The following is a 24,203-nucleotide window of genomic DNA, read 5'->3' on the forward strand; positions in this document are numbered from 1 at the left end:
CTATGCTGTGACATATGCCGTCGAGATGAGAAAATTAGGAGATTTGGAATGGAAGGGATGGTAGGGAATGTCCTAGCAACTGGTAGACTTTCTACCATGATACCCTGGTTATTTACTACTTTTCTAATCTAGTTTTAGAAAAAAGTAGCAATAACTGTTTTGGTTTTGCATATGATAAATAAAGTAATCTAGTTACTTTTTCAGATTAGGAAATGATAAAATTTAGAAAAGTAGAAATTGGACGAAGTAAAATTGTTAAGGTCCCACGTATAAGAAAAACAAACACATTCGCTTAAGGGCATGCGAATACGAGTTTTTCTAAACAAATATCTATGCAATGATAAAATACAGAGAATTCAATTAAAAGGGAGAGGGTCGTATTGTCGGAAAAGCACAAGACGAGTTTTGTTGTCTCTCAGGAAGACTGGTCTCTCCATCGTAAAGGCTATCAGGATCAGCAGCGCCATATTGAAAAGGTAAAGGATGCCATCAAAAATAATTTGCCGGATCTCGTTACTGAGGAAAATATTATCATGTCAAACGGTCGGGAAGTCGTTAAAATTCCAATTCGCTCACTTGATGAATATAAGATTCGCTATAATTACAACAAAAACAAACATGTTGGTCAAGGCGATGGTGACAGTCAAGTTGGGGACGTTATTGCTAGGGAGCCAGGGAGAGGAGATCAGGCCGGTAAAGGGCAAGGAAAAAAAGCCGGTGATCAGCCTGGTGAAGATTATTATGAGGCAGATGTTTCTATTGAAGAAGTAGAGGAAGCTCTTTTTAAAGATTTAGAATTACCGAATTTACAGCAAAAGGAACAAGATGATATCGTTGTCGAGGATATTGAATTTAATGATGTGCGTAAAAAAGGGTTGATGGGAAATATTGATAAAAAGCGTACTATTTTAACAGCTCTTAAGAGGAATGCTAGAGAAGGGAAGAAGGCTTCGATAGCCCCTATTTATAATGATGACCTCCGCTTTAAAACATGGAATGAAATCGTCAAACCAGAATCCAAAGCGGTTGTCCTTGCGATGATGGATACAAGTGCATCTATGGGTACGTTTGAAAAGTATATGGCTAGAAGCTTTTTTTTCTGGATGACCAGGTTTTTACGTACAAAATATGAAACAGTGGATATTGAATTTATTGCCCATCACACAGAGGCAAAGGTTGTATCTGAAGATGACTTTTTCAATAAAGGAGAAAGCGGCGGAACCATTTGTTCTTCCGCATATATGAAGGCTTTAGAACTGATAGAAGGTAAATATAACCCGTCTCGTTATAATATTTATCCATTCCATTTTTCAGATGGAGAAAACATCACTTCAGATAATGCAAAATGTATTAAATTGGTGAATCAAATTATGGATGTTTCTGCAATTTTTGGATATGGGGAAGTGAATGGCTATAATCGCTATTCTACATTGATGAATGCTTATCGAACCATTGAAGATCCGAAGTTTAGGCATTATATTTTAAAGGAAAAACGTGATGTATATCATGCGATGAAAACATTTTTCCAAAAAGAAGAGGAAGTAGTTTAAGTGGGAAATTCCCCGGAGCATAACCGGGGATTTCCGTTTGGTTTAAGCATTAGCGGAACGTGGGGCCCTAGAGAGCAAAAGCGAGAATGTAAAGACAACAAGAATAATATCTAAAAGGAACCATATCCCTATTTTTCAACAATCACTCCGCAAGTTCAATGGTGTAAACCCCTCTAGAAGTACTCACAATAAATCGATTTCCTTCAAATTCATACAAGGCAGAGTTTTCTAGTGGAATTTCATAAAGCTCGGATGGTAGAGACTCAAAGTTGTTGGTAGTTGTTTCGATGACACCACTACCATTTAAATTTAACGAATACATGGATTCATAATCATCTATTGTATTTGGATTTTTCGAATAGGAGATGGCACTTAAATCCATTAATGTTTCATCAAAATCATCTAATTCATGTTTTACTATTTTAATTTTTCGGCCGTTCCATTGTTTAATTAATTCATTAAATTCTTCGATAGACAAAAAGAGCTGATCCATGGTTATCCCTCCTGTATTAAATTTTCCCTCCGTTTCGGAAAATCATACAGGATAAACGCATTTCGTGGTTCATTATTTATAACTTGTTTCATAAACTGTATAAAGCCAGTTTGGAGGGGATTACATTTGTCGATGACAAAAGAACTTACTTACGCGATTGATGAGATTACGGAAATTGCGTCAGATTTTGGTCTCGATTTCTACCCAATGCGTTATGAAATTTGTCCAGCAGATATTATTTATACTTTTGGTGCATACGGAATGCCGACTCGATTTTCGCACTGGAGTTTTGGAAAGCAGTTCCATCGAATGAAACTGCAATATGATCTTGGGTTAAGTCAAATTTATGAATTAGTTATTAATTCAAATCCATGCTACGCCTTTTTACTTAATACGAATACATTGATACAAAATAAGCTAATCATTGCACATGTTTTGGCACATTGTGATTTCTTTAAAAACAATGTACGCTTCTCCAATACAAGAAGAGATATGGTAGAAAGTATGACAGCAACAGCGGAGCGAATTGCAGAATATGAAATGATTTATGGAAAAGATGAAGTAGAGCAATTCCTTGATGCGGTTCTTTCTATTCAGGAACATATTGACCCTTCGATTATTAAGTCCAAGCTTTCTTATGAGGAGATAGAAGAGGAGATAGAAGAAGAGGAATCATATGTTACCAAGACACCTTATGATGATCTCTGGGATCTAGATAAGAAATTAGAAGAGACAAAGCCAAAGAAAAGGAAAAGAGTGAAAAAGTTCCCGCCACAACCTGAAAAGGACCTATTATTATTTATTGAAGAGTATAGCCGCGAGTTAGAGGATTGGCAGCGTGACATCTTAACGATGATGCGGGAAGAAATGTTATATTTCTGGCCACAGTTAGAAACAAAAATCATGAACGAAGGTTGGGCATCCTATTGGCATCAACGAATTTTACGTGAAATGGATTTAACGACAGAGGAAACGATTGAATTTTCAAAGTTAAATGCAGGTGTTGTACAGCCATCCAAAACACAGATTAATCCTTATTATTTAGGATTGAAAATTTTTGAGGATATTGAGGAGCGTTACAATAATCCTACTGATGAGATGAGAGAATTAGGATATAAGCCTGGTAGTGGTAGGGAAAAAATCTTTGAAGTGCGGGAAATTGAATCAGATATTTCATTTATCCGTAATTACCTAACTAAAGATTTAGCACAGCAGGAAGATATGTATTTGTTCGAGAAAAAGGGAAGGGATTACCGGATTTCCACAAAGGATTATGAAGCGGTTCGAGATCAGCTTGTTTCCATGCGAGTGAATGGTGGATTTCCATATATCACGGTGAATAATGGTGATTATGACCGAAACGGTGAACTTTATCTCATGCATAACTATGAGGGCATAGAGTTGGACTTACATTATTTAGAGCATGTTCTACCTTATATTTATCAATTATGGGGAAGAAAAGTTCATATGGAAACGGTTATAGAGAAAAAGGAAGTACTTTACACGTATGATGGGAAAAGGGTGTCGAAGAAGAGCCTATAGATGATTCAATAAGGACGGTTCTCGTGATGAAAATCTTGAGAACCGTTGTTTTTGTATTATTTAGTTACAGCATCCTCAACTCTCTTTGTTGATTTACTCATTTATTACCCTTACTAGGACATGGCTTCACATTTTTCTTTAGTAAAATATCTAGTGCCTTTTTTATATTTGATACATGTAGATAAATATATCCATCTTCCCCTAAATAAAAGGATATTACCTCTACTCTGCACCACAATTGGTTATAAAGATTGCTAAAGCCACCTGGAATACCATCTGGAATCCTATTATTCGAAATGGTAATGATTTTTTCCATTTTAAAACGTGTTCTTAGAGCTTGAAGTGTGTTACTTACTACTCGAAGGTCTCTCTTGCTTTCGGATTCACTTGTCCCGGGTACAAGCCTTACAAAATTTTTATTATTTTTGGTTCGAGTTGTAGAATAGCCAGAAATATTTACAGATTCGTCTGCAATGGTATCTAAAATAACAGCTAAGGTTTTGTCGTCCGTAATAAAAGAAAACTCAGTTCTTATACTAATTCCAGCTTTTTTTAACTTTTTATTGGAGGTCGTCACATTTTCACCCCCTTTAAACCCTTTTAATAATTAGCTGGAAGTTGGGCTATTTTATGGATCTTGTAAAATAATTCTATATTTAAACAATCATTACTTCAAACGATATAACCTCATAGCCAAAAAGAGTCAAATGATTCCTGTAATCAGACTTTTAATTATGATTAATATATCTTATTCATAAACCAATCGTGTTACAAGTTAATTTGTCCATCATTTTGAGTCTATTTTTAGAGAAAGTTTATCGAGCAAGCCCATAAAAGACCTGGGCACAATGGTGGGTATTAGTCTGTTCCTCGCGGTTAAGTCGAATTTAAATAATAACTTTGCGATGACAGGATAAACTGAAAGAAATCTCTTGATTATCCAAAAATTTTGGACTATAATAAATTTAATAATTAAATAAATGTATTTTTTAAAGACAATGAAAAGGAAAAGTAGGATTTTGCTATTTTTCACAGAGAGCTTCGGTAGCTGAAAAGAAGTAAAAATACGAATCTGAACAATGGCCTTTGAGTTTCGTGCTGAACGTATCATCTGATATGAGTAGGTTCCGACGAGTTTTGGTGCTCGTTATCAACACCACAGTATAAAGAGCTTATAGACTCACGTACTTGATAAGGCTGCATGTGTGAGCATGTAGTAAAGTAAGGTGGTACCACGTATATCAAACCACGTCCTTACCGATAATCGGTAAAGACGTGGTTTTTTAATTGACATAGAAGTTGGAGGAATCGTGTTGAGTAAACATTTAGTATTACAAACTGATTTTGGACTTAGTGATGGTGCAGTTAGTGCAATGTATGGGGTGGCCCTATCAGTCGACCCGAGTATTCGTATTTTTAACTTAACTCACGAAATAACCCAACATAATATTTGGGAAGGATCGTATCGGCTATTTCAGACGATCAATTATTGGCCAGAAGAGACTGTTTTTGTATCTGTGGTAGATCCAGGAGTAGGAACGGATCGTCTAAGTGTTGTAGTAAAAACAGCGAAAAACCAATATATAGTCACACCAAACAATGGAACATTAACCCATATTAAAGATAGTGTTGGGATTGTGGAAGCAAGGATTATTGATGAGAAAGTTAATCGTTTGCCAAATTCTGGTGAGTCATATACATTTCATGGACGAGATGTATATGCCTATACGGGAGCAAGGCTTGCTTCAGGAGTTATTTCTTATGAGGAAGTGGGTCCAACACTAGATGTAGAAAAACTGGTTGAACTTCCATTGACGAAAGCTAGTTATGATAAGGAAGGAATCGAAGGAAATATTGATATTCTTGATATTCGCTTTGGAAACTTATGGACCAATATTGGGCGTGAAATATTTATAGAAGCAGGAATTCAATATGGCGATTCGTTGGAAGTGACAATAGAAAATAATCGACGTCATATTTACAAAAATATTATTAAATTTGGTCGTTCTTTCGCTGATAGCCATTTAGGGGAACCCATTTTATTTGTCAATTCATTAGATAAAATTGGGGTGGCAATCAATCAGGGATCATTTGCTAAAGCTTATCATATTGAGACAGGTGCAAACTGGAAAATTAGCATTCGAAGTATGGAGAGAAAGTTCTCGTAATGCCTATTTTTGACAAACAAACCTATTCTAAAAAGAGAATAGGTTTGTTTAAACAGCACTATGATTGTTTGTGTATTAAATAGCTTTTTGTTCTACAATAGGGCTTATTCTGCTCGCTTTCGTTTAAAAATTAACTCAAAGAAAGAAGGTGTCCCATAATGTTTTATACCAGGTGCAAAGATTTGCACTAACTCCCAACCTTCCTTTTCATGATCATACACAATTTGATGGTAATCTTCCTCGGGATTAAGCTTAAAAGATGATAAATTAACCTTCACAAATTTATGTTCATACATACATTGACCCCCTTCAAGAAACTTTTGTCATTTATTTATAATATACGTGTTGTAGAATAAAAGGATTCATTGGTGAATAACCCACTAATTGTAGATTCACTTTATTCATCTGCATTATTTCTGAAAGTCATTATTTATAACTATATTTTTCCGGCGGTTAGTTATTTCTCCTTTGTTTCCATTGTTTGTCTCTGACGCTTGATTAAATGCTACATTTTCTTCCAATTAAATTAGAATTGCCAGGTTATAACAAAGAAGTATGCTATCCGGATTCCTATTTAGCATTTAACGATATGATGATATTGACATGATATCAGTCATAAAATAGAATGGGATTATTCAGAAAATTATAAGAGGTGGTTTGTGTGGAAAAGGTAAATTTTGATAGATCTCTTGACTATGCTCACCAGCTTGATAAAGAAGATGAGTTACGATGTTATCAGCATGAATTTTATCGTCAACCGGATACCATTTATATGGATGGTAATTCCTTGGGACTTTTGTCAAAGAGGGCTGAGAACTCCTTATTAACTATGTTAGACACATGGAAAGTTCACGGGATTGATGGATGGCTCAACGGAAAACATCCATGGTTTTATTTATCCGAGAAGTTAGGGGAAATGAGCGCTAGTCTAATTGGTGCCAAAAAAGAGGAAGTGATCATAACCGGATCAACCACAGTTAATCTCCATCAACTTCTTGCCACATTTTATAAACCAGAAGGAAAGCGAACAAAGATATTAGCGGATGAGTTGAACTTCCCTTCTGATATTTACGCCATAAAAAGTCATCTTCAATTACGTGGTTTCAATCCAGATGAACATCTTATTCTTGTAAAGTCAAAAGATGGACATATAATAGCAGAGAAGGATATTTTGGATGTGATGACAGATGAAATCGCGTTGGCAGTCTTTCCAAGTGTGCTTTATCGCAGTGGACAATTACTTGACATAGCACGTATAACAGAAAAAGCACACGAACAAGGAATTTTAATAGGTTTTGATTTATGTCATTCGATTGGGTCACTTCCTCATTTATTAGATAATTGGAAGGTTGATTTCGCATTTTGGTGTACGTATAAATATGTAAATGGTGGTCCGGGTTCAGCTGCAGGAATTTATGTTCATAAGAAACATTTACCGAAGAAGCCCGGTCTTAGTGGTTGGTTTGGTTCGGATAAAAAAATGCAGTTTGATATGGATTTAACGATGAATCCCGCTACGACCGCTGGGGCCCTTCAAATTGGAACACCAAATGTTTTAAGCGCCGCACCATTACTAGGTTCCTTAGAGATGTTTCAAGAAGTAGGGATCAATAAAATACGTACTAAGTCTCTTAAACTAACTAAATATATGATGACATTAATCGAAAACGAGTTACAAGAATATGATTTTACCATAGCAAATCCAAAAGAAGATAATAGAAGAGGTGGCCACATTTATCTGGAACATCCTGAGGCCGCACGAATTTGTAAGGCGTTGAAACAAGAAAATATTATCCCTGACTTTCGTCCCCCTTCAGGAATACGTATAGCCCCTGTTGCACTGTATAATTCGTTTGAAGATGTGTGGAGAGTTGTTCAGATTTTGAAAAGGCTGATGAAGGAAGGACGTTACCAGCAATTTGAAAACAAGCGTGATATTGTATCTTGAGTAAGTATAATAGGTTTTGTATGCGTTTACATTAGTGGGGAGGAGTAGATAATATTGGCTAACCATACGAATGAAGAAAAAGGAATTCAAACGGATTTCCAAAATAAAATGACGTATGCCGATTATTTGCAGTTAGACGACATATTATCTAGCCAAAAAAACATTACAAATCACCATGATGAAATGTTATTTATTATTATTCACCAGGTACAGGAACTATGGATAAAACTAATTTTACATGAATTGAGAGCGGCTACAGAGGCTATTGAGAATGGAGTGATGCAACCTGCATTTAAAATGCTTGCACGTGTCACCCGAATACAGTATCAGTTGATTCAGGCATGGGAAGTACTGTCAACGCTAACACCAGCGGAATATTTGGAGTTTCGCGATAAACTTGGAAATGCATCGGGATTTCAGTCATACCAATATCGATTAATGGAGTTTGCTCTTGGTTATAAAAAAGACTCGATATTAAAAATTTATAAGAAGGACCAGGAAAAGCATGATATATTAAAAAAAGCTTATCATCAGCCAAGTATTTATGATGCCGCCATTAAAGCCTTGGCTAGATCGGGATTTGATATTCATTCAGACATATTAAACCGCGATTTTTCCAAAACATATGAAGCAGATGTTAGTGTAAAGAAGGCATGGAAACATGTATATGAAAATACTTCAGACAATTGGAATTTATATCAATTAGCTGAAAAGATGGTTGATGTGGAAGATGCGTTATCACAGTGGCGTTTTCGCCATATGAAGACAGTGGAAAGAATTATTGGACATAAAGTTGGGACAGGTGGATCATCAGGTGTAGGCTATTTGAAAAAGGTTCTAGATCATCGTTTTTTTCCAGAGTTGTGGGATGTTCGAACGGAGTTTTAATAGCGGAGTTTGAATAAAAATACAAAAAGAGCCTTCAATAAAGAATTGTTATACAATAAAAGTAGGTGATAGAATGAAGGAAAAACAATGGATAGATATTTCAATGGTACTAACAAATGAGATAGGTACATGGCCTGGCGATACTCCATTCACCTATCAGCTAAGTTTTACAAAAGAACAGACGAAATCAGCAAATATTGGAGAAATTTCTACTAGTGTCCATACAGGTACGCATATTGATGCTCCGTTTCATTATGATAACACTGGGGAAAAGGTACATGAACTGGATGTCTCGTTATTTGTTGGCCTTGCTAAAGTTGTTGATGTCAGAGGAAATACAATGATTGGAAGAAAAGAACTGGAAAAATTTAATCTGGATGGGGTCAGTCGTCTTTTATTAAGGTCATTGGATAGAAAAGATCAGCAGTTTCCGGACAATTTCCCTGTCTTACGGGAAGACATTGGCCCATTTCTAAAGGAAAAAGGAATACATCTGATTGGTACGGATTGTCCTTCTGTTGATCCAGTTAACAGCAAGAGCTTAAGAGCCCACCATTCATTAAATGAGAATGGGGTATATATCTTGGAAAATTTGGTATTAAAAGATGTGAATCCAGGAGAATATGAGTTAATCGCATTACCTTTATCCATTTATGGTGGTGATGCAAGTCCAGTACGAGCAGTTTTAAGAAGACAGTTCTCATGATGCAAATTTCATGAGAACTGTAACCAGCAAGGTGGTTTGTGATGTGACACACTTGCTTGTGATAGGTAAACTCTGCTTTTGCATTATAATTTGATGGTAATCTTCCATATATAGGCTGCTTTTTTTGGAAGGAGCCAGTTTAATTCATCTTTATTGCAATTTTTATCGTAAACTTGGATTTTTTGTTATATGATAGTATATATAGCGTGAAGTGGGGGATTTACTTGTATTGGATCAACGTAGATAAGTCAACAAAGACGGTTACTATACATAAACCAGGATGTATTCACATTCCAAGAAAAGAGCCAAAGTCTAAGGGTTTGGAACGGGAACGGAAGGCAGGCGGATGGTTTTCTATCCAACCGATAGAGGAGGATTGGCAGCTTTTTTATCAATCTTATCCTGATTATGAGAGAAAGAAATGTACTTCGTGTAATCCTTAATCCTTTATAGGTTGTTCAAAAGTCCGGTAAAGATGAACATCGATGTTTCTAGTTGGTGAACAGGGAAGGTGCTTCTACTAAAAGCATCACGTTCTTTTTATCCTCCTTTTTGAACACATACTTTGACCGAGTGAGTATAGTATGTATAGTATGTTACTCATGTTGAGGGTAAGGCTTGAATGAGGGGAGAACAGAATTAGTCAATGAATTTGATGGACACTAATGGGGGGGATAGGATGTATAAAAAAATTCTTTTAGCAACAGATGGTTCAGAACATGCAAAACGAGCAGCGGAACATGCGATTGAATTAGCTAAATTACATGAAGACGCTGTAATCGAAGTGATTTATGTGATTGATCATGACAAAGTGAAAGCAGATGTTTTAGCAAATTGGAATTCTGCTGATATGAGTAATAAGCGGAAATTACAAATTAAACATATTGAACAAATGGTAAAGGACAAAGGTGTATCCCATGACATTATCTTCTTACACGGAGAACCGGGACCACAAATTGTTAAACATGCAAATGATAATGATTTTGATGTGGTTGTTATTGGGAGTAGAGGGTTAAATGTTTTACAAGAGTTTGTCTTAGGAAGTGTTAGTCATAAAGTAGCAAAACATGCCAATTGTCCGGTTATGATTGTAAAATGAATAGATTTAGTAAGGCTATCAATATGTTTTGATGGCTTATTTTTTTACGTAAAAAGTTTATAGTGGAGTGGAGGCTATCCGTATACACACATAACTCATGTGGTTCCATCATCATTTTAAATTTTCATTACTAATTTTTGAAATTTCTGTAACAAACTTCCGTAAATAACGTCTAATATGAAAATAGATTATTACGGGGGCAATGAAATGGTAAAAAGGTGTTTAATCATTCTATTTGTTGCTTTACTCAGTTTGCTTTTTGCATGTAGTAAAAACGGCAATGAACAAGAACAAAGTAATATGGAATCCATGGATATGGCAGCAACCGAATCAGAAATAGGTGTCGAAGAGCGTTCCTATACAGGAGAAAATACAAGTGAAAATAAAGTGCAGGATAGTCAAGAGGATACAGCTACAACTGCAGAAGAGAAAAAAATAATTGAATCTGATCGTAAAATAATGTATTCGGCCCATCTTAATATAGAAGTACCCCTTCTTGAAAAGGCAATTACAGACATTCAGGCAAAGGCAGAAAATTTTGGTGGATATATTGTAGACTCGACAATGCAGGGAGAATATGATGAGCGTTCAGCAAGTGGACATATTACGGCACGAATTCCTCAGGAAAAATTTCACGAGTTCATTGAAATCGTGGAAGAGGGAAGTAGGGTTCGTGAAAGATCGATTTCTGGTCAGGATGTAACAGAGGAATATGTTGATTTAGAATCACGATTGAGTTCGAAGCGTGCGGTTGAAGAGCGATTATTAGATTTTTTGGAGCAAGCAGAAAAAACAGAGGATTTACTGAAAATATCTGGAGATTTGGCAAAGGTTCAAGAAGAGATTGAACGAATTACGGGGCGTATGAAGTATTTACAGAACAAAGTGGATTTGGCAACGGTAACCATTTATATTCAGGAAAATGATACAAGTCTAAGTGAAATAGGAGAAGGAGATTTAGATACTTGGGGAAAAACAAAACAACAGTTTTTGAAAAGTATTAACTTCCTTATTACAGCAGCATCCAGTTTATTTGTATTTTTTATTGGGAATTTGCCAATTTTATTCTTAATCGGAATCATTGCCTCAGTTGTGATTTTTATCGTCCGGAAGCAAAAGAAAAAAGATAATTAAAAAAGCTGCTTTAATGATTTTATTTCTTTGTCGCTGTAGAAGGATGATGCGCAATAACTTATTAAGATAGGGAGCCTTCCTTGTCCTGTGGGAAAAGAACGTGTCTGAAGTCTCCGAAGCGGTGGTTTTCCGCTACGGAGGCTGAGGCCGTGCCCTAAGGTCCGCGACTATCCGTAGTGGAAATCAACGTTGCACTAATATGGAATAGAGTTAATACACATCATATATATTTTGTTCATAAGGCACAATCATTTAGAAAACTTCTCTAAAAAAAGCTGTGGATCTAAGACAATCCACAGCTTTTCTGTCACTCAGTACTAGCTACTTCTGTTTCAATAAAGCTAGTATTTACTAATCCTTCTAGGTTTGGCTTTTCATCTAGGAATTCTAATTCATAGGAAGAATTAGCGAAATCTTGTAATACTTCTCCATCTACTTCATATGTGAAGTTAATACGGTTCCACGCTCTGTCAATTACTGAAGCAGAAAGCTCTTGGCCAGTGATATCGGCAATTTTTTCTCTAGCGATAGTTTTTGCTTCTTCTGGGTTTTCATTGATAAAATCGGTAGCCTTTTTGTGACCATTCACAATACTTTGAACGAGATCAGGATTATTATTAACTAAATCTTGAGATGTTACGAAGACTGCTGCTGGTAGGGTTTCTCCATATGCAACATCTGGCGTGTCGATAAGGACCTTACCACTTCCTTGTTCCTCAATTGCAGATGCCCATGGTTCTGGAACAGTTGCTACATCCACTTTTCCAGATACAAACATACTATGATAGGTTGCAGGCTCTCCAGTGACATGCTTCATTTCGCCACCAACACGATCTGAAGTCAAGTTGTAAACCTCACTCATTAATGTTTCAAATTGTACGTCATGTGTACAGCCTACACGTGGAGAGATAAATGTTTTTCCTGCTACATCTTCAGGAGTCTCAATATTAGCATCATTTCTTGCCATAATGACTGTACCTCCAGTAGAACCAGCCGCAATAACATTGACTTCAGATCCACTTGTAAAATGGTTCATGGCTGGTCCTGGTCCAACAAGCCCACCTTCTATTTCACCAGCAGCAAGTGCTGTCATAAATGAAGATCCGTCTGGAAAATATTGATAGTTTACCTTAGTGCCATCTGGAAAAGTTTCAGAATATAAATCTTTCTCTTCCGCCACCATTCCAGCTACGTGGTTAATATTTGGAAAATATCCAATGGTAATTTCATCGGGAATTCCTTCACTGGCTCCAGAGGAACTCTCTGCATCTCCGCTTCCGCAAGCAGCTAGCACCAAACTAAGAACCATAAGACCTAAAAAACCTAACAACTTCTTCATCAAACTCATCCTTTCTATATTGAAAAATGTAATTCATAAACATTGATTAAAACTCCTAAAAGTTTTGGTTCCAGCACTTATAAAACCTTCTACATTCCCCAACGCTTCATAACTGTTTTCTCTAGCTTGGAGAATACAAAGTTATCAACTAATGCTCCGATGACTCCGATAATGATAATAATACCGATGACTTGATCCATTCGTGCGTAGTCCTGTGCATAGCTTAAGGTGTAGCCTAACCCAGGTCCATTACTTAATAATTCCCCTGCCATTAATGCCCGCCAGCTGAATGCCCATGCAAGACGTAAGCCTGACATAAAGTAAGGAATACTTGCCGGAATTTCTACTCGGTAAAAGAGGGAGAAGCTCTTTGTCCCCATTGTTCTTGCTGCTCTTACTAGCTGTGGTGGGACGTTATGGATGGCAGAGCGGACATTGAGTGCCATAACAAATGTTCCACCTAGCACGATGACAAATATAACGGCAAACTCAGAAAATCCAAATATCATTATTGCTAGTGGAACCCAGACAATACTTGGAATACTTTGTAAGGCAATTAAATACATGCCAGCTGTTTCATCCGCTTGTTTTGATTTCCCAAAGATAACTCCAATCACAGTTCCAATTACAATAGCTAAGGATAAACCACTAAATAAGTGCTTAAAGCTTGCACCGAGAGCAATAACGAAATCGCCACTAGAAAAACCTTCATATAAAGCAGTAAAAACTTTCAAAGGGGATGGAAAAATAATTTCTTCAAAAATACCTAAAGCAAAGATTAATTGCCATATTGCAATGACAACGGCTAGGAATACAATTCTTTTGATAATAATATTAAATTTCTTCATCTTGATAACTCTTCCTTTAGTACTTTATTGATTTCCCCTTCAAGTAAATCCATAATTTCTTTTTCTAGTTCAATTGATTCAAGATTTCCACGTTCTCTTGGTCTAGCTATGTCAACCTTAATATCGGCAATGATTCGACCTGGTCTTGTGCCCATCACAACAATCCGATCTGATAGTTTAATAGCTTCTGTGATGCTATGGGTGACAAATAGAATAGTTTTTTGGGTCTCCTGCCAAATCTTCATTAATTCATCATGCATAATGTGTCGCGTTTGTTCGTCCAGTGCACCAAAAGGTTCATCCATGAGTAGTACCTTTGGATCCATCGCTAGAGCACGAGCAATGGCCACACGCTGCTGCATCCCACCTGAAAGCTCAAAAATATAATTATCCCTAAAGCGACTTAATTGCACCATCTTTAAGAAATGCGTCGCTCGTTTATCAGCTTCCTTCTTACTCATTTTTCCCTTTAATGGAAAGGTAATGTTGTCATGAACATTTAACCAAGGAAAAAGAGATGGCTGTTGAAAGACCATGCCCCTGTCAGGGCCCGGACTAGTAATCTTGTTTCCTTGAAGGATAATGGATCCTTCTGAAGTATCCTCAAGCCCAGCAACCATAGATAGTAACGTAGATTTACCACATCCGGAGGGGCCAAGAATGGAAACAAACTGATTTTCTGGTATATCTAAGTTGATGTCAGAAAAAACCTGAAATTGCTTTTCTTCTGTCGTAAATGTTTTTCCGACTTGATTGATTTCAAGAAACAATGATTCCATCTCCTTAACATTATAAATCCTATGAAAATAGTTGGCTTTGTATTTGTTTATATTATACGTAGATTATGCCTAATGTGTCAATTACTTTTAGAAAATACCCACTAATTTAATGGGAATTTATGTAAGGCTTATCGCAGGTTAAGGAGAAGTAATACCCTCACCTCAAAAATGGAGGAAAAGCAAACCCTTTCAGGTGGGGAAGGGCCTTGTGTTCATAGTGGTATAAACTGGCTCTAAAAGCCCGATTCGTTCGGACCTACAGGAAGTAGGTAACAAGGGCGTTGCAACGGACTTGTTTCAGTGGGGGATGAAAGAAAAACCCCACTGATTGGAGTTCTCTTTATTTAGTCATTTGAATCATTAATCGCTGATATGCATTGGCTTCCTCTTGATTTCCCATTTCAGAATAAATTTTAGATAGATAAATAACAGGTCGCGGGTCTTCAGGGTGTAATTCCATTTCCCACTTAAAGCAATCAATGGATTTTTCTAGTTGATGAAAATCTAGATACAATTCACCTAAAGCAAATTGCTGATCAGGGTCATTTTCTAGCTTCATCATTTTGTTTAGTCTTTGTTCTATTGGAAGGTGAATATTGACTTTATGGAAGGGTTCGAACCACTTTATAATGGCATGTAAATCATATTCATTGATGTAGGCATGGATTAATGGGGTGATTAACCTTTCTAATATCTCACGGTTCCCATTAGATAAAGACAATAATCGTTGATTGGATTGTGGAAAATTTGAAATAAGAACAGATGAATGGGCCTCTTGAAAGAGTTCGGCAACAAGGGGAAGTCTCTTCTCATCGATTTGGATATCTTTAGAAAGGATAAATTGGACAATTTCATTGGCATTTTCATTAGCTAATAGAAGAGATACTAATGTATCTTTCACGTTATTAACAGGATGAACATCACAAATATCTTTCATTATTTGAATTTGCTCATCAACATGAAAGGTTTCGATAATCGATTTTATTTCACAAAAGTTTTCATTGGAATAATCCCGGTTAAGTAGGTTTATACGAACGGCTAGCTCATCCATTTCTCTGTTTTGTTTTTTGTGTAATTTAAATAAGATGGATGCGGAATGTTGGTGATGGCGTTCATCAAAACAGATTAACTCCGTATAATCTGGATCCTTTTCAACCATTGTATGTGCATCTGCATAGTGCTTTTCGTACCGCTTGAATTCGAGGTTATGCAGCATGTCATAGACAAATTTATCTTTAGAATAATAGTTGGAATAATATTTTAATAATTGGTAGGCAATGAAATCTTGACCGTTTCTGTGGTATTCATAAAACGTATGTTTAAAAAGCTTTTTGCTTGTTCCCTGTTTTGTGAAGGAATTGAAAAATAGAAAGATAAAAGCAATTTCTTTTTGATTGTAGGTTCTAGGAAGCGATTTTATAAGTTGATTAAATTTAACAAATTGGAAGGATGATTTGTTACCGATGAGTTGTGCAATAAATGGGTGATTTCCATTGAAATGGATTCCTTTTTTTAATGCTTGATGGATATAGGAATGTAATCGAATGGACTTAGCCTTCACTCCATTAATAAATTTGTTTTTAAAAAATAAGACATAATAAAAATTAGAATTTTTGTCAGTTGCTTCTATTATTTTGGTTTGCTTATATATGGTAAGCTGTTCTGCGGTTAAGGTTAACGGTCTTTTGTTAACGTTCACCTGAAATCGAATGTTGTTCATCTTCATACCTCCCTTTTCTTCCCCTTATGATAACATACTTTCTGTATATTCACCTTCTAAGCTTTTTCTTTCTTAATTTGGTTATATCTGATATAATAACTAGAAATTAGTATCTAGTACTAAATTGTTAGGAGATGAAATAATGAAGCGTGAGCAGTTAATAGCTCCCAAGGATTATAATATCGTCATGGAATTTGAGAAATATGCGAACGATCCGGATAGGAGGGCAGTTATTTGGGAGGATGAACTAGGTAATGTGAAGGAAATCACGTATCAACAACTACTGAATAATGCAAATAAAATTGGAAATGCACTGTTAGAACTTGGTCTTAAAAAAGGGGACAAGTTGCTAGTGATGATGCCTCGGAAAATTGAAACGTATGAGGTCTATATTGCAGCATTGAAGACTGGGATTATCATCATTCCGTGTTCTGAGATGTTTCGGACGAAGGATCTGCAATATCGCATCACACATGGTGAGGTTCGAGGAGTTGTTAGTTATAAGGATTTTACTTCTCAATTTACAGATGTTGACGAATATGATTCTTTAGTGAAGTTTTCCGTTGGTGGGGCTGTTGAAGGTTGGAATGACTTGGACCACTTAAAAGCAGTGTCTTCTGGTTCCTTAAAAATTGTTCCTACAAGAAGTGATGATTTAGCATTTTTACCATACACTTCTGGAACGACAGGAAATCCTAAGGCAGTTATGCACACGCATGCATGGGGCTATGCCCATATGCAAACAGCACCATCCAATTGGTTATCGATTCGTGATGGAGATGTTGTTTGGGCAACGGCTGCACCTGGTTGGCAAAAATGGGTATGGAGTCCATTTTTATCTGTGTTAGGGTCTGGTGCTACTGGCTTTGTGTATCAAGGAAGATTTGAACCGAAAAAATACATGAACTTATTAGAGAAACACTCTGTTAATGTATTTTGCTGTACACCAACAGAATATCGTCTCATGGCAAAATTAGATAATCTATCAGACTATCAGCTTTCATCTTTACACAGTGCTGTGTCAGCTGGGGAACCTTTGAATCGAGAAGTAATTGATCAATTTGAAAAATATTTTGGTGTCACTGTCAGAGATGGATACGGTCAAACGGAAAATACATTGCTTCTTGGATTTCTAAAAGGAATGAAAGTGAAGCCTGGATCTATGGGTAAACCAACACCAGGAAATCATGTGCAATTAATTGATGAGGACGGGAAACCTGTGGCTGTTGGACAAGTTGGAGACATAGCAATTCCACTTGACACACCGGCATTATTTAAAGGTTATTATAAGGATGAGGAACGGACGAACAAATCACACCGAGGAAATTTTTATATTACAGGTGACCAGGCAAAAATGGATGAAGAAGGTTATTTTTGGTTTGAAGGTCGTAATGATGACATCATTGTTAGCTCTGGGTATACAATAGGACCATTTGAAGTAGAGGATGCACTTGTTAAACATCCAGCTGTAAAAGAGTGTGCTGTAGTAGCAAGTCCTGATGAAGTGAGGGGGAATGTAGTAAAAGCATTTATTGTACTGCAGAATCATATGAAAGAAGCAAATCAAGAATTAGTGAAAGAATTACAACATCATGCTAAACAATTAACAGCTCCATATAAATATCCACGAAAAATTGAATTTGTAGAAGAATTACCAAAAACGTCATCAGGAAAAATTCGTCGTGTTGAATTGAGACAAAGAGAAAAGGAATTAGCTAAATAAACAGTAGCCCGACATTCAAACGTCATTATTTGTTTGAATGTAGGGCTTAATAAGTTCTACGTTAGGAAAATATAAAATTTCATTATTTTAGCTTACGCATCATGTCCATAGCTTTAACAGGGTAATCCACCTTTATTTTAACAATCATCATAGCATGAGGAGCGCGGTCAATGGCATTATCATCTTTATCCCATAACTCTTCAATAATCTGTTCCACATGGGTATAATCTGGCCCATAAAATTCAATCTTGTCACCGACACCAAAGTTATTACGCTGCTGGACGGTAGCGATTCGTGTTTGTTCATCATAGTCAAGAACTTGACCGATAAATGTATAAGCAGGAATTTTTCGTTTTGGTCCAAATAGCTGTTCTTTTTCTGTTGGCATACCGTAGTAAAATCCGCTTGCCAGCTCCCGTTGTGCGACTTTCCATAATTCATCTTCCCATTCTTGCTTAAATTCGTAGTTTTCCGGATCAGCACAATAGGTGTCAATAGCTTGACGATATACACTGGAAACGGTTGAGACATAATGAATGGATTTCATACGTCCTTCGATTTTTAAGCTATCAATCCCGTTTTCCACGAGCTCTGGGATATGGTGTATCATGGACATATCTACAGCACTCATGGAAAATGCCTCTTCTGGATTCCCGCCTAATAGGGAATTGCGTTCTTCCGGGCCTTCCATATCAAATATCCCGTATTTCCACCGGCAAGATTGAGAACACCCACCACGATTTGCGTCCCGATTAGACATATGGTTGGAAAGTACACATCTACCTGAATAAGAAATACACATGGCACCATGAATAAATGCTTCGATTTCAATGTCGGTTTTCATGCGCATTTCTTTTATTTCATCCATGCTCACTTCTCTAGCAAGAACAACTCGTTCAAGTCCTTCCTCCTTCCAAAAATTTAATGTTTCATAGTTCGTTGCGGATGCTTGTGTGGACAAATGGATTGGCAATCCAGGAGCATCGATTGCGCAAATTTCAACTAATGCTGGGTCGGACACTATGACTGCATGAATACCGATGTCTCGTAAAGTTCGGAAAAAGTCTCCTGCGCCTTCCGTATCACCTTCATGGGTGACCATATTGGCAGCTACATACACTTTTGCGCCATGTTTATTGGCAAATTCCACCCCTTCATACATCTCACCATATGTAAAATTACCAGCACGATTTCTTAATCCATAGGCATTTCCACCAATATAAACGGCATCTGCCCCATAATGAATCGCTACTTTTAGCTTTTCCAATGTACCAGCTGGTGCTAAAACTTCTGGCTTTTTCGTTATTATTTTCATCATACTATTCACCTTCTTATTGAATTTCACTTGGATCTTTAGCATAAAAGCCTTTATCTAAAGTCCGTTCTTTTGGATGTAGTTGGGTTAACTGTTCATTTAATTCTCTTTTTAAAGAATCACTCCATGCATCGGATAATATGGCATTTTTGGCACGTACAAATAACTTTGCGATGGAAACGAAGGAATCTCCCTTGGTAAAAATGCCATCTAATTTCCATTGCTTGATTCCAATGTTGTATAATTTTTTTATTTCCTCCATGAGATTGACATCATTTGTTGCAAAAATATGTGTACCATTACGATCCTCATAAATGGAATAGTGGGTTTCTTTCCTTTTTGGTTCGGAAATAAATAATCCTCTATCCTTATCGGTAGATTCATATTCATCCACAAAGTTAAAATAGTTTTCAACAAGGGTTCGCTTGGATTGATGAATGCATGTGGCACCATATACTAAAATCTCTGCTGGTACCTTTAGTTGTGTACTTAATTCCACGAGTTCAGGATAGGTTATTTCACGTGCGAGTATGGCTCCAGTCGCACCACGTTTAGCCCAAAAGTTAATTTGCTTGGCACTTGTCACAAGGGTCTGAGCATCATATAAGTATGGTAAAGAGATGTTATTCTTTTTCATGAGATGAATAACACCAGGATCCCCAACTGTAATTGAATCGACGTTGATGCTCTGTAAAAATTTTAAATATGGAATGATTGTTGCAATGCGATCATTATGCATGATTGCATTAACAGCGACACGCACTTGCTTGTTATTCTCATGAGCAAGGGCTGTAATTTCGGTAATTTCTTTTTTTGAAAGTGAAGATGGCAGCCTCAGGGCGAATTCATCCTCACCGATATATAAAACATCAATTCCTTCTTTGATTAATGCATTTGCCTGATCTATAGATTCTACTGTTGATATTAACTCAATCATTCACAAGACTCCTTTTCTTTTCTAGAAAAATATTAACACAAAAGGAAAGAGATGTATTTGAAACATTTGTGACAATTTTATATTTTCTGATATTAATAATGTTAATAACGTGATAATAGTGGAATCATAGGGTGTTTTTTACTTGGTAAATATGATTAGGAGTTTATTGAAGGAGGGATATAAAAGAGAATTACTTTACTGAATTTTCATCCTTTTATTAAATAAGTATAGATACCTTTTATGTAAGCCATATTATTTAAAGAAGAAATATCGTTTTCAAGTGTGGTGATTGAATGAAGAAATTTATTTTTGGGTTAAGTGCTCTTTTTATTTTGCTTTCAGTGGATACGACTCTGGTAGAAGCAGATGTACAGGTGAAGGAAGAGTTGGATCATAACTGGGTGGAGTATAGTACGGATTTCAATGAGGTCGATGGAGGAACGCACGAGTATACATACTGGAAGAATTTCATTAAGAGGACGCGAACATGTCAAAAAACCCATATGATTAAGACAGTGATTTATTATTGTGATAAGCATGACCATGTCAAATCCGAGACATTTTTGGATGAAACGACTCACAGTCATAGACATGGTTAATAAAAAAGGTCCATTCTATTCAAATAGAGTGGACCTTTTTTGATGAAAGTAGAAACGCGTTTTTTGATTATAGCTTTTGACCGTAATATTTATCAAGTGTGAAACCTCGCCCCATAATCTCAGATGCATCAATAAATATAACAAAGGTAGTCGGCAATTCCTTTTGTAGCTGTTTTTTTAATTGAACAGCTTCTTGCTGCTGGGTAACACAGAGTATCATGGTCTTGTCTTCATTCGTATAGCCGCCAATGGACCGGACTTTAGTTAAACCACGATCAATTTGTTTATGAATGAGTGCTTGAACCTGCTCATCTTGGTCGGTGATAATCATGATTAATTTTGTTGTAGATGTCCGTAATTGTACAAAGTCGATGGCTTTCCCGGAAATATAAATAGCTAATAAAGCAAATAATGTCAATTCTAGGTTAAAAACAATGATAGAGGCAATAACTACTAACCCATCAACTATAAATTGTGAATATCCGCTAGAAATGCCAGTGAACTTTTTAACAATTTGTGCGATTGCTGCTGTACCACCGGTTGATCCATTCCCTTTATAAACAATCCCTAATCCTACGCCTAAAATAATTCCTCCATAAAGGGCGCCAAGTAATGGGTTGGTTACTGTGATTGGAATATCCTGAGTGAGAAAGATGATAAATGGAACCCAGAAAGTACCAACGAGGGTTTTCCAACTGAAATCTTTTCCGAGAGCAATCCAGCCAATGATAAAAATAGGGATGTTAACAACAAATTGAACCAAAGATGGGCTGATCTGATAAACCTCGAATAGAATCGTACTAATTCCGGAAATCCCACCTGCAGCCAATTTAGCTGGTAGGAAAAAAATATTATACGCTAATCCTACTAGTGTCGCTCCAATCAGAATATACGCGTATTCTGTCATAGCATTATTTGGATTCAATGAGTTCATGTTGATTTTTTCCTTTCGATGATAAACATACTATTCATTACTTTACCACCTAGGGAGAAGAGAGTAAATAGTGGAAAATAGGTTGGGGTTCTCTGTGTAGGGAGAGACATTGTTTCATTTATAGTGCATGGAATTACAAAGAGGAATACCTTGTACTAAGGTCAGCGATTTTCATTATAAATATAATTTAAAGATTATTGTTAGATGCCTGGTGAAGATTGAGAAGAAAAATCCTCGTTTTGACCTTCGACTCAGGTCAAAACGAGGAGGAATAGTTTGACTAAGTTTTCTTTCTTCTCATGAATAAATACGGAAAATAACCTACATCGTTGCTCTTTCTCTTAGGGCTTCTCTCTCTACAATTTTATTGGCAACTTTCTCTGTAAAATCTTTTCCAACTTTCGGTACAATGGTTTTTAAAACAGGATTAATCATTGTCCCAACCATACCTTTTACACTGATATCTAAGCAACCGGTCATTTTAGTTTTAGTAGCCGAAATAGCTTTTGCCTCGAAATATCCATCCCCCTTACAGGAACCATTTAATCCTGTTACATGGAAAATAACCGTTTCTGGTTCAATCCACTCTATAATGTGAATGTTTAATGAGACGGTTCTTTGCATTACCCCTATATCCCCATGTATTTTCCAAATTGAATGTCTATCATCGATTATTTTATGTTCCACGTAACCTGGAACTAAAGGTGCCCAATTATTCATGTCACTTACAAAATCCCAAATGCTCCATATTGGTAAGTTTATTTCCACTTGGTGAGTTCCTTTAGCCAATTAGTATACCCCCTTATGTAAAAACAATATCCATTCAAACATTGTAAGTATATGGGTGAAAACGTTTGTTTAGAACAAAAGGACAGGTATGATTTCAGAATGAAGAATAATAATAGCTCTTTTGAAAAAACTAACTATGAGCAGATGTTTATCTGTTCAATCCCCCCCGAGGAGTGATTCTTGATGGCAAATAATAACAATAGTAATAAATTGTTAGTGCCTGGTGCGGATAATGCATTGAATAGCATGAAGGAAGAAATCGCAAATGAATTCAATGTAAAGCTTGGAGCGGATACAACTGCACGTGAGAACGGTTCGGTGGGTGGCGAGATGGTCAAACGAATGATTCAAATCGCCGAACAAAGCATGGCCAATAACAATAATAAATAGTTATTGGTTATACTGATAATTAATATACAAACAATTGGCTGTAGTCCCTATAGGGTCTACAGCCTTTTTATCCAGAAGTGAGGGTTATTCCAATTAGTATTTTACTTCAGTTTTTTTTTCAACCTTTACAATCCAATTTAACGGATCTTCTTTTTTACCGTATTGAATTCCTGTGATATAATCATAAACTTTCTTAGATAATTCACCAGTTTTTCCGTCATTGATGTTTAAGTGATGTCCTTCCCAATAAAGTTCACCAATTGGGGAAATAACAGCTGCTGTACCGGAACCAAAAGCTTCTTCCAATGTACCGTTTTGATGTGCTTCAAAAATTTCTTGCATCGAAACTTGGCGTTCTGATACAGGAACATCCCAATGTTTTAAAAGTTGGATAACAGAATCTCTTGTGATGCCTGGAAGGATACTACCGTTCAATGCAGGTGTTACTACTTCCCCATTGATTTTGAAGAAAACATTCATGCTTCCTACTTCTTCAATGTATTTGCGGTGTACACCGTCTAACCATAGCACTTGAGAGTAGCCCTCTTTTTCAACGATTTCTTGTGCTTTCAAGCTGGAAGCGTAGTTACCACCTGTTTTCGCTTCTCCTGTTCCTCCTTTAACGGCACGAACATACTTATCTTCTACTGCGATTTTAACCGGGTTTATGCCTTCTTTGTAATAGGAACCTACTGGTGACATAATAACGATGAATTTATAATGATGGGATGGTGCCACGCCTAAGTAAGGTTCAGTAGAAATAATAAATGGACGGATATAGAGAGAAGTTCCTTCTGCTGCTGGAACCCAGTCTTTATCCAGTTCCACAAGTTGTTTAATTGCTTCTAATCCGAACTCCTCATCAATTGGTGGAATTACGAGACGTTCATTAGAGTTGTTTAAACGTTGCAAGTTTTTCTCGGGCCTAAATAATTGAATGTCTCCATCTTTTGTACGGAATGCTTTTAAACCTTCAAATACGGATTGACCATAATGAAAAACCATGCAAGCAGGGTCAATTGTAAGACTCTGATATGGAATAATGCTAGGGTTATGCCATCCTAAACCTTCTGCATAATCCATTACAAACATATGATCCGTAAAGTTTCTACCAAAAACTAAATCATTAGGATTTGGTTTTGATTTTCTTGATTGACTTTTTTCCACACGAATTGATTGATCTACCATTTATATTATCTCCTTGCATAAAGAATTTCTATTAATCATAAATTATATTTTTCATTTAGGCAAGACTAAATTTTAAAATTCTTTAATAAAACAGAAAATTTTTAGGGGTCCTTT

At 36.4% G+C, this 24,203-nt stretch carries 24 protein-coding genes and 1 other annotated feature; of the genes, 12 read left to right on the top strand and 12 right to left on the bottom strand.

What is annotated here, in order from left to right; translation table 11 throughout:
* Window positions 1–380 precede the first annotated feature (380 nt).
* Window positions 381–1,550 carry a sporulation protein YhbH gene (gene yhbH / locus CAO17_RS02310; protein ID WP_085991220.1) on the top strand — a complete coding sequence of 390 codons (1,170 nt, stop codon included), beginning with the start codon at window positions 381–383 and terminating at the stop codon, window positions 1,548–1,550.
* 142 nt (window positions 1,551–1,692) lie between these two features.
* Here yhbH and ymzB read toward each other — a convergent pair whose 3' ends face one another.
* Window positions 1,693–2,043: a protein YmzB gene (gene ymzB / locus CAO17_RS02315; RefSeq protein WP_085991221.1), complete on the bottom strand. Its 351-nt coding sequence runs from the start codon at window positions 2,041–2,043 to the stop codon at window positions 1,693–1,695.
* 132 nt (window positions 2,044–2,175) lie between these two features.
* Here ymzB and CAO17_RS02320 point away from each other — a divergent pair, with 132 nt between their 5' ends.
* The gene (locus CAO17_RS02320) at window positions 2,176–3,585 is read left to right on the top strand and encodes a SpoVR family protein (RefSeq protein ID WP_085994382.1); all 1,410 of its coding nucleotides are present in this window, start codon (window positions 2,176–2,178) and stop codon (window positions 3,583–3,585) included.
* Window positions 3,586–3,682: 97 nt separating this feature from the next.
* Here CAO17_RS02320 and CAO17_RS02325 read toward each other — a convergent pair whose 3' ends face one another.
* Window positions 3,683–4,162 carry a hypothetical protein gene (locus CAO17_RS02325; RefSeq protein ID WP_085991222.1) on the bottom strand — a complete coding sequence of 160 codons (480 nt, stop codon included), beginning with the start codon at window positions 4,160–4,162 and terminating at the stop codon, window positions 3,683–3,685.
* Between the two features lie 412 nt (window positions 4,163–4,574).
* Window positions 4,575–4,844 (top strand) — a binding site (T-box leader).
* Between the two features lie 54 nt (window positions 4,845–4,898).
* Here CAO17_RS02325 and CAO17_RS02330 point away from each other — a divergent pair.
* Entirely contained in the window at window positions 4,899–5,753 is an 855-nt protein-coding gene (locus tag CAO17_RS02330) for an SAM hydrolase/SAM-dependent halogenase family protein (RefSeq protein WP_085991223.1), read from the top strand.
* 104 nt (window positions 5,754–5,857) lie between these two features.
* Here the strand turns inward: CAO17_RS02330 and CAO17_RS02335 are convergent, their stop codons facing one another.
* Window positions 5,858–6,049, bottom strand: a complete 192-nt coding sequence (locus CAO17_RS02335) for a DUF4177 domain-containing protein (RefSeq protein ID WP_085991224.1) — start codon at window positions 6,047–6,049, stop codon at window positions 5,858–5,860.
* A gap of 365 nt (window positions 6,050–6,414) precedes the next feature.
* Here CAO17_RS02335 and kynU point away from each other — a divergent pair, with 365 nt between their 5' ends.
* From kynU to CAO17_RS02365, 6 genes are all read left to right on the top strand, one after another.
* Entirely contained in the window at window positions 6,415–7,701 is a 1,287-nt protein-coding gene (kynU, locus tag CAO17_RS02340; RefSeq protein WP_085991225.1) for a kynureninase, read from the top strand.
* Between the two features lie 51 nt (window positions 7,702–7,752).
* Window positions 7,753–8,589, top strand: coding sequence for a tryptophan 2,3-dioxygenase (gene kynA / locus CAO17_RS02345; protein ID WP_425435903.1), 837 nt, complete (start codon window positions 7,753–7,755; stop codon window positions 8,587–8,589).
* Window positions 8,590–8,662: 73 nt separating this feature from the next.
* Window positions 8,663–9,295, top strand: coding sequence for an arylformamidase (kynB, locus tag CAO17_RS02350; protein WP_085991226.1), 633 nt, complete (start codon window positions 8,663–8,665; stop codon window positions 9,293–9,295).
* A gap of 224 nt (window positions 9,296–9,519) precedes the next feature.
* Window positions 9,520–9,738 (top strand): hypothetical protein, encoded by a 219-nt coding sequence (locus CAO17_RS02355; RefSeq protein WP_085991227.1) that lies wholly within the window; start codon window positions 9,520–9,522, stop codon window positions 9,736–9,738.
* Window positions 9,739–9,974: 236 nt separating this feature from the next.
* Window positions 9,975–10,394, top strand: a complete 420-nt coding sequence (locus tag CAO17_RS02360) for a universal stress protein (protein WP_085991228.1) — start codon at window positions 9,975–9,977, stop codon at window positions 10,392–10,394.
* Between the two features lie 207 nt (window positions 10,395–10,601).
* Window positions 10,602–11,528 carry a DUF4349 domain-containing protein gene (locus tag CAO17_RS02365; protein ID WP_179151871.1) on the top strand — a complete coding sequence of 309 codons (927 nt, stop codon included), beginning with the start codon at window positions 10,602–10,604 and terminating at the stop codon, window positions 11,526–11,528.
* Window positions 11,529–11,835: 307 nt separating this feature from the next.
* Here CAO17_RS02365 and CAO17_RS02370 read toward each other — a convergent pair whose 3' ends face one another.
* The 4 genes from CAO17_RS02370 to CAO17_RS02385 all read right to left on the bottom strand — a co-directional run bounded on the left by CAO17_RS02370 (window position 11,836) and on the right by CAO17_RS02385 (window position 16,214).
* Window positions 11,836–12,867, bottom strand: coding sequence for an ABC transporter substrate-binding protein (locus CAO17_RS02370; protein WP_085991230.1), 1,032 nt, complete (start codon window positions 12,865–12,867; stop codon window positions 11,836–11,838).
* A gap of 89 nt (window positions 12,868–12,956) precedes the next feature.
* Window positions 12,957–13,715 (bottom strand): ABC transporter permease, encoded by a 759-nt coding sequence (locus CAO17_RS02375; RefSeq protein WP_085991231.1) that lies wholly within the window; start codon window positions 13,713–13,715, stop codon window positions 12,957–12,959.
* A complete protein-coding gene (locus tag CAO17_RS02380) occupies window positions 13,712–14,485 on the bottom strand; it encodes an ABC transporter ATP-binding protein (protein ID WP_179151872.1) in 774 nt (257 codons plus the stop codon). Before CAO17_RS02380 ends, CAO17_RS02375 begins: the two co-directional genes overlap by 4 nt.
* Before the next feature lie 349 nt (window positions 14,486–14,834).
* A complete protein-coding gene (locus CAO17_RS02385; protein ID WP_085991233.1) occupies window positions 14,835–16,214 on the bottom strand; it encodes a tetratricopeptide repeat protein in 1,380 nt (459 codons plus the stop codon).
* Between the two features lie 142 nt (window positions 16,215–16,356).
* On the opposite strand from CAO17_RS02385, the gene mbcS reads away from it, so the two are divergent.
* The gene (gene mbcS / locus CAO17_RS02390; RefSeq protein ID WP_085991234.1) at window positions 16,357–17,937 is read left to right on the top strand and encodes an acyl-CoA synthetase MbcS; all 1,581 of its coding nucleotides are present in this window, start codon (window positions 16,357–16,359) and stop codon (window positions 17,935–17,937) included.
* 82 nt (window positions 17,938–18,019) lie between these two features.
* Here mbcS and CAO17_RS02395 read toward each other — a convergent pair whose 3' ends face one another.
* A complete protein-coding gene (locus CAO17_RS02395) occupies window positions 18,020–19,252 on the bottom strand; it encodes a peptidase U32 family protein (protein WP_085994385.1) in 1,233 nt (410 codons plus the stop codon).
* A gap of 16 nt (window positions 19,253–19,268) precedes the next feature.
* Complete coding sequence (locus tag CAO17_RS02400) at window positions 19,269–20,189, bottom strand: peptidase U32 family protein (RefSeq protein WP_085991235.1); 921 nt, start codon at window positions 20,187–20,189, stop codon at window positions 19,269–19,271.
* Between the two features lie 293 nt (window positions 20,190–20,482).
* Between CAO17_RS02400 and CAO17_RS02405 the strand changes: the two genes are divergently transcribed.
* Window positions 20,483–20,788, top strand: coding sequence for a hypothetical protein (locus CAO17_RS02405; protein WP_085991236.1), 306 nt, complete (start codon window positions 20,483–20,485; stop codon window positions 20,786–20,788).
* 67 nt (window positions 20,789–20,855) lie between these two features.
* On the opposite strand, the gene CAO17_RS02410 is transcribed toward CAO17_RS02405, so the two are convergent.
* Together CAO17_RS02410 and CAO17_RS02415 are read right to left on the bottom strand one after the other, a co-directional pair.
* The gene (locus CAO17_RS02410; protein WP_085991237.1) at window positions 20,856–21,722 is read right to left on the bottom strand and encodes a YitT family protein; all 867 of its coding nucleotides are present in this window, start codon (window positions 21,720–21,722) and stop codon (window positions 20,856–20,858) included.
* A 321-nt stretch (window positions 21,723–22,043) separates the two neighbouring features.
* Window positions 22,044–22,511, bottom strand: a complete 468-nt coding sequence (locus tag CAO17_RS02415) for an SRPBCC family protein (protein ID WP_085991238.1) — start codon at window positions 22,509–22,511, stop codon at window positions 22,044–22,046.
* Window positions 22,512–22,694: 183 nt separating this feature from the next.
* On the opposite strand from CAO17_RS02415, the gene CAO17_RS02420 reads away from it, so the two are divergent.
* Complete coding sequence (locus CAO17_RS02420; protein ID WP_085991239.1) at window positions 22,695–22,901, top strand: alpha/beta-type small acid-soluble spore protein; 207 nt, start codon at window positions 22,695–22,697, stop codon at window positions 22,899–22,901.
* 93 nt (window positions 22,902–22,994) lie between these two features.
* Here the strand turns inward: CAO17_RS02420 and CAO17_RS02425 are convergent, their stop codons facing one another.
* Window positions 22,995–24,089 (bottom strand): branched-chain amino acid aminotransferase, encoded by a 1,095-nt coding sequence (locus CAO17_RS02425; RefSeq protein ID WP_085991240.1) that lies wholly within the window; start codon window positions 24,087–24,089, stop codon window positions 22,995–22,997.
* Window positions 24,090–24,203 lie beyond the last annotated feature (114 nt).

The organism is Oceanobacillus senegalensis (assembly GCF_900176885.1).
Lineage (GTDB): Bacteria > Bacillota > Bacilli > Bacillales > Amphibacillaceae > Oceanobacillus > Oceanobacillus senegalensis.

Bases quoted from the DNA above. Each gene is read 5' to 3' on its own strand.
- ymzB (WP_085991221.1), bottom strand. From the start codon at position 2,043: ATGGATCAGCTCTTTTTGTCTATCGAAGAATTTAATGAATTAATTAAA.
- CAO17_RS02320 (WP_085994382.1), top strand. From the start codon at position 2,176: ATGACAAAAGAACTTACTTACGCGATTGATGAGATTACGGAAATTGCG.
- CAO17_RS02335 (WP_085991224.1), bottom strand. From the start codon at position 6,049: ATGTATGAACATAAATTTGTGAAGGTTAATTTATCATCTTTTAAGCTT.
- kynB (WP_085991226.1), top strand. From the start codon at position 8,663: ATGAAGGAAAAACAATGGATAGATATTTCAATGGTACTAACAAATGAG.
- CAO17_RS02360 (WP_085991228.1), top strand. From the start codon at position 9,975: ATGTATAAAAAAATTCTTTTAGCAACAGATGGTTCAGAACATGCAAAA.
- CAO17_RS02365 (WP_179151871.1), top strand. From the start codon at position 10,602: ATGGTAAAAAGGTGTTTAATCATTCTATTTGTTGCTTTACTCAGTTTG.
- CAO17_RS02370 (WP_085991230.1), bottom strand. From the start codon at position 12,867: ATGAAGAAGTTGTTAGGTTTTTTAGGTCTTATGGTTCTTAGTTTGGTG.
- CAO17_RS02375 (WP_085991231.1), bottom strand. From the start codon at position 13,715: ATGAAGAAATTTAATATTATTATCAAAAGAATTGTATTCCTAGCCGTT.
- CAO17_RS02385 (WP_085991233.1), bottom strand. From the start codon at position 16,214: ATGAACAACATTCGATTTCAGGTGAACGTTAACAAAAGACCGTTAACC.
- mbcS (WP_085991234.1), top strand. From the start codon at position 16,357: ATGAAGCGTGAGCAGTTAATAGCTCCCAAGGATTATAATATCGTCATG.
- CAO17_RS02395 (WP_085994385.1), bottom strand. From the start codon at position 19,252: ATGAAAATAATAACGAAAAAGCCAGAAGTTTTAGCACCAGCTGGTACA.
- CAO17_RS02400 (WP_085991235.1), bottom strand. From the start codon at position 20,189: ATGATTGAGTTAATATCAACAGTAGAATCTATAGATCAGGCAAATGCA.
- CAO17_RS02405 (WP_085991236.1), top strand. From the start codon at position 20,483: ATGAAGAAATTTATTTTTGGGTTAAGTGCTCTTTTTATTTTGCTTTCA.
- CAO17_RS02410 (WP_085991237.1), bottom strand. From the start codon at position 21,722: ATGAACTCATTGAATCCAAATAATGCTATGACAGAATACGCGTATATT.
- CAO17_RS02420 (WP_085991239.1), top strand. From the start codon at position 22,695: ATGGCAAATAATAACAATAGTAATAAATTGTTAGTGCCTGGTGCGGAT.
- CAO17_RS02425 (WP_085991240.1), bottom strand. From the start codon at position 24,089: ATGGTAGATCAATCAATTCGTGTGGAAAAAAGTCAATCAAGAAAATCA.